The following is a 5,420-nucleotide window of genomic DNA, read 5'->3' as shown; positions in this document are numbered from 1 at the left end:
GGCGCTGGCGCTGATGGTGCTCGCCGCGGCCCTGCTCCGGCTCCGGGGACGGCTCGCCGTCGCCGTCGGCGCGGTCTGGGCGCTGGGCTGGCTGGCGCTCGACCGGCTGACCGGGGAGCCGGCGTCCACCCCGGTCGGCGTGGCGGCCCTGGTCGCGGTGGCCGGTGTCGCCGTGGCGTTCCTGGCCGGACGACGGGCGGCGGCACGCTAGGTTGCCCGCCATGAGGTTCGTCGTCTGCGGTGAGGCCCTGATCGATCTCGCCAGCGTGCCGGAGCCGTCCGACTCGTCCTTCCGCAGCACCTGGCAGGCGCTGTCGGCCGGCGGCCCGATGAACAGCGCGGTCGCGCTGGCCCGGCTGGAGCAGGACGTGCAGTTCCTGGGCCGGATGTCCACCGACCGGTTCGGCACCCAGCTCCGCGCACACCTCGAGGCGGACGGGGTCGGCCTCGACGACGCCGTCACCGTCGACGCCCCGACCGCGGTGGCCGTCGTCAGCCTGGACGCCCACGGCAAGGCCAGCTACGCCTTCCACACCGAGCGCACCGCCACCTTCGGCTGGCGTCCCGGCGAGCTGCCTGCGCTCGGTGCGGACGACTGGCTGCACTTCGGCTCGATGCTCCTGGTGGTCGAGCCGGGGGCGACCACGTTCCTGGAGTGGGTCCGCGACTGCCCGGCCCGGACCTCGGTCGACCTCAACGTGCGCAGCGCCGTCGTCGCCGACCCCGACGAGTACTGGCGCCGGGTCGAGCCCTACCTGGCCGTGGTCGGCCGCCGCGGCGGGGTGGCGAAGGCCAGCGACGACGACGTGCTCTTCCTGGCCCGGGCCGCCGACGCGGGCGCCGACCCGTCCGCCGACCCGGTGGCGCTGGTCACCCGGTGGGTGCAGCGCTTCGGGCTCGGACTGTTCGTGCTCACCCTCGGCCCCGACGGCGCGCTCGCCGTGCTGGCCGACGGCACCGTGGTGCGCGTCCCCGGGCACCGCGTCGAGGTCGAGGACACCGTGGGCGCGGGGGACACCTTCATGGCCGGCTTCCTGGCCGCCTGGGCCGGTGCCGACGGCGATCCTGAGGAGACCGTGCGCGCCGCGCTGCGGCAGGGGGCGGCCGCCTCGGCCATCGTCTGCGGACGGCAGGGCGCCCAGCCGCCCACCCTGACCGAGGTCCGCGCCCTCCTGGACGCCGCGGGCTGACGGCGCCCGGGGAGCGGTCGGCCGCGCGCCCGGTCCGTCCGCTGGGGCTAGGATGGACGGGTGCGCAACCAGCAGCTCCGGCTTCCCTAGCCGTCGGGTCGACCACCCGGCGGCTGCCCCTCGTGCCCAGCGGCACCGACGAGGGGCTTTTTCATGCCCCTGCTGCCCCGCACCGCACCACCGAGGAGGACTGACGTGACCGAGCAGACCGAGCGCCGGGTCTACGACGCGGCCGCAGCGCAGGAGCGCTGGCAGGCCTACTGGGCCGAGCACGGCACCTTCGCCCCGGCCGACGACGGCAGCCGCGAGCGCCGCTACGTGCTCGACATGTTCCCCTACCCCTCCGGCGACCTGCACATGGGTCACGCGGAGGCCTTCGTCATGGGTGACGTGGTGGCCCGCCGGCTGAAGCTGCAGGGCTACGACGTCATGCACCCGATCGGCTGGGACTCCTTCGGGCTGCCGGCCGAGAACGCCGCCATCCAGCGCGGGTCGCACCCCGCCGACTGGACCTACGCCAACATCGAGACCCAGGCCCGCTCGTTCAAGCGCTACGGGCTGAGCCTGGACTGGTCGCGGCGGCTGCACACCTCCGACCCGGAGTACTACCGCTGGACGCAGTGGCTGTTCCTGCGCTTCCGCGAGCGCGGGCTGGCCTACCGCAAGGACAGCTTCGTCAACTGGTGCCCCACCGACCAGACCGTGCTGGCCAACGAGCAGGTGGTGCAGGGGCTGTGCGAGCGCTGCGGCTCCGTCGTCACCAAGCGCCGGCTGAACCAGTGGTACTACAAGATCACCGAGTACGCCGACCGGCTGCTGGACGACATGGCCTCGCTGGAGGGCGGCTGGCCCGAGCGCGTACTGACCATGCAGCGCAACTGGATCGGCCGCTCCGAGGGCGCCTACGTCGACTTCGACATCGAGCGGGCCGACGGCACCCGGCGCAGCACGCCGGTGCGGGTCTTCACCACCCGTCCCGACACCCTGTACGGGGCGACCTTCTTCCTGGTGGCACCGGAGTCCGACCTGGCCGCGGAGCTGGTCGACGAGAGCCGGCGCGGCGAGCTGGAGGCCTACGTCGAGCGCACCCAGCAGGCCTCCGAGATCGAGCGGCAGTCCACCGAGCGGCCCAAGACCGGTGTGTTCCTGGGCGTGCACGCGGTCAACCCGGTCAACGACGAGCGGATCCCGGTCTGGGCCGCCGACTACGTGCTGGCCGACTACGGCACCGGCGCGGTGATGGCCGTCCCGGCCCACGACCAGCGCGACCTGGACTTCGCCCGCACCTTCGACCTGCCCGTGCGGGTGGTCGTCGACACCGGTGCGGAGGACCCGGCGGTGACCGGGGTGGCCACCGCCGGCGACGGCCGCTACGTCGCCTCGCCGCTGCTGGAGGGGCTGAGCGACAAGGCCACCGGCGTCCGGACCATCGTCGAGCGGCTGGAGGCCGACGGCCGCGGCGAGGGCGCGGTGACCTACCGGCTGCGGGACTGGCTGCTGAGCCGGCAGCGGTTCTGGGGCTGCCCGATCCCGATCATCCACTGCCCCTCCTGCGGTGAGGTGCCGGTGCCCGACGACCAGCTGCCGGTGCGGCTGCCCGACCTGCGCGGGGCCGACCTGGCGCCGAAGGGCACCAGCCCGCTGGCCGCCGCCACCGACTGGGTGCAGGTGGAGTGCCCGTCCTGCGGCGGGTCCGCCAACCGCGACACCGACACCATGGACACCTTCGTGGACTCGTCCTGGTACTTCTTTCGCTACTGCTCGCCCGGCTACGAGGGCGGTCCGTTCGACCCCGAGGACGTCCGCCGCTGGATGCCGGTCGCCCAGTACGTCGGCGGCGTCGAGCACGCGATCCTGCACCTGCTGTACATGCGCTTCTTCACCAAGGTGCTGCACGACATGGGTCTGGTCGACTTCGAGGAGCCGATGCGCCGGCTGCTGAACCAGGGCCAGGTGATCAACCAGGGCAAGGCGATGAGCAAGTCGCTGGGCAACGGGGTCGACCTGGGCGCCCAGATCGACCAGTACGGGGTGGACGCCATCCGCACCACCGTCGTCTTCGCCGGACCGCCGGAGGACGACATCGACTGGGCCGACGTGTCCCCGGCGGGTTCGCTGAAGTTCCTGCAGCGGGCCTACCGGCTGGCCGACGACGTCGCCAGCGAGCCCGGCACGGACCCGGTCGGCGGTGACCTGGACCTGCGCCGCACCACCCACCGGTGCGTCGCCGAGGTCACCATGCTGCTGGAGGACCAGCGCTTCAACGTGGTGGTCGCCCGCGTGATGGAGCTGGTCAACGCCACCCGCAAGGCCATCGACTCCGGCCCCGGTGCCGCCGACCCGGCGGTGCGCGAGGCCGCCGAGGTGGTGACCGTGGTGCTGAGCCTGGTCGCGCCCTACGTGGCCGAGGAGATGTGGGAGCTGCTGGGCCACGAGCCGTCGGTGGCCGAGGCCGCCTGGCCGGTGGCCGACCCCGCGCTGCTGGTGGCCGAGTCGGTCACCTGCGTGGTGCAGGTCAAGGGCAAGGTGCGCGGACGCCTGCAGGTGCCGCCCACGATCGGTGAGGACGAGCTGCGGGAGCTGGCACTGGCCGACCCCGGCGTGCAGCGGGCGCTGGCCGGCCAGGCGGTCGGCAAGGTGATCGTCCGTGCGCCGAAGCTGGTCAGCATCGTCCCGGCCTGAGCCGTACCTCCCCGACCCGAAGGGCTGCTGAGTGCACATCGCGATGATCTCCCTGCACACCTCCCCCGCCGATCTGCCGGGGGAGGGTGATGCGGGCGGGATGAACGTGGTCGAGCGGATGCAGGCCGACGCGCTGGCCCAGCTGGGGCACCGGGTCGAGTTCCTCACCCGCCGCACCTCCGCCGACGTCCCGGAGGTCAGCGAGCTGGCGCCCGGGGTGACCCTGCGCCAGATCACCGCCGGGCCGGTGGAGGTGGTGGCCAAGAGCGCGGTCTCCGACCACATCGACGCCTTCGCCGCCCAGCTGGAGCACCTCGACGGCTACGACCTGGTGCACTCCCAGCACTGGATGTCGGGGATGGCCGCGCTCGGGTGGGCGCAGCGCATGGGCGTGCCGCACGTGCAGAGCTACCACTCCCTGGCCGTCCCGCTGGGGCGCACCCTCGCCGAGGGTGAGCCGGCCGAGACCGAGGAGCGGGTGGCGGGGGAGAAGCTGCTCGCGCAGGCCTCGGACCTGGTGGTGGCGATCAGCCGGGCCGAGGCGGCCACCGTGCTGGAGCGCTGCGACGCCGACCCCGAGCGGGTGGTCGTCGTCCCGCCGGGGGTCGACCTCGAGCTGTTCCACCCGCCGGCCGATGACATCACCGACGCCGACCCGCCCACCGGGGGCGGGCTCGGCCGCGGCTACGTCGTCTTCGCCGCCCGGCTGCAGCCGCTCAAGGCGCCCGACCTGGCCATCGCGGCGATGGCCGGGCTGCCCCGCGACCGGCGTCCGCACCTGGTGCTGGTCGGCGGGGTGTCGCCGGACTTCCTGCGCTACCGCGCGGAGGTGGAGCGGGTCGTGGCCGAGCACGGTCTGCAGGACTGGGTGAGCTTCCGCGGGCCGCAGAGCCGCCAGCAGCTGGCCGAGCTGTTCCGCGGCGCCCGGGCGCTGCTGGTGCCGTCGTGGTCGGAGACCTTCGGGCTGGTGGCGCTGGAGGCCGCGGCCAGCGGCACCCCGGTGGTGGCGAACAACGCCGGCGGGCTGCGGGAGGCCGTCATCGACGGCGTCACCGGGCTGCTGGTCTCCAGCCGCGAACCGGCCGACTGGGCCCGCGCGGTCGACCGGGTGCTCTCCCCGGGCGAGCGCGGACCGATGAGCGTCGCCGCCCGGGAGCACGCCGAGCGGTTCACCCCCGAGCTGGCCGGGCAGCTGCTGGTCGAGGCCTACGAGCGGGTGCTCTCGTGACGGGCCCGCACCCCGGCGGCGGTTCGCTGCTCGAGGGCATGACGTCCAGCCTGCTGGTGCACGCCCACCCCGACGACGAGACGCTGGCCACGGGCGCCCTCATCGCCGAGCTGGTCGCACGGGGCCGCGAGGTCGCCGTGCTCACCGCCACCCGCGGTGAGCAGGGCGAGATCGTGCCCGGCACCGTCGACGCGGCGGAGGGCAGCCCCGAGCTCTCCCGCGCGCGGGAGGCCGAGCTCGCCGGGGCGCTCGCCGCGCTCGGTGTGCAGCGCTCGGCCTTCCTCGGCCAGCCGCCGGCCCGGGTGCCGGGCGGGTCGGCG

5 protein-coding genes are annotated in these 5,420 nt (G+C 74.2%); all 5 read left to right on the top strand.

What is annotated here, in order from left to right; all coding sequences use genetic code 11:
- Positions 1–211, top strand: a 211-nt coding sequence (locus tag DVA66_RS16655) for a hypothetical protein (RefSeq protein WP_232822025.1), incomplete at its 5' end; no start/stop codon positions are given.
- Between the two features lie 10 nt (positions 212–221).
- Positions 222–1,190 (top strand): PfkB family carbohydrate kinase, encoded by a 969-nt coding sequence (locus DVA66_RS16650; RefSeq protein WP_114561075.1) that lies wholly within the window; start codon positions 222–224, stop codon positions 1,188–1,190.
- A gap of 153 nt (positions 1,191–1,343) precedes the next feature.
- A complete protein-coding gene (gene leuS, locus DVA66_RS16645; protein ID WP_114561074.1) occupies positions 1,344–3,872 on the top strand; it encodes a leucine--tRNA ligase in 2,529 nt (842 codons plus the stop codon).
- 31 nt (positions 3,873–3,903) lie between these two features.
- On the top strand, positions 3,904–5,100 hold the full coding sequence (locus DVA66_RS16640) for a glycosyltransferase (protein WP_232822024.1): 1,197 nt from the start codon (positions 3,904–3,906) through the stop codon (positions 5,098–5,100).
- Positions 5,097–5,420, top strand: a 324-nt coding sequence (locus DVA66_RS16635) for a PIG-L deacetylase family protein (protein WP_232822023.1), incomplete at its 3' end; no start/stop codon positions are given. The genes DVA66_RS16640 and DVA66_RS16635, both read left to right, overlap by 4 nt.

Source organism: Desertihabitans aurantiacus, assembly GCF_003344635.1.
GTDB classification, from domain to species: Bacteria; Actinomycetota; Actinomycetes; order Propionibacteriales; family Propionibacteriaceae; genus Desertihabitans; species Desertihabitans aurantiacus.
This window is presented reverse-complemented; position numbering and strand designations above follow the sequence as displayed.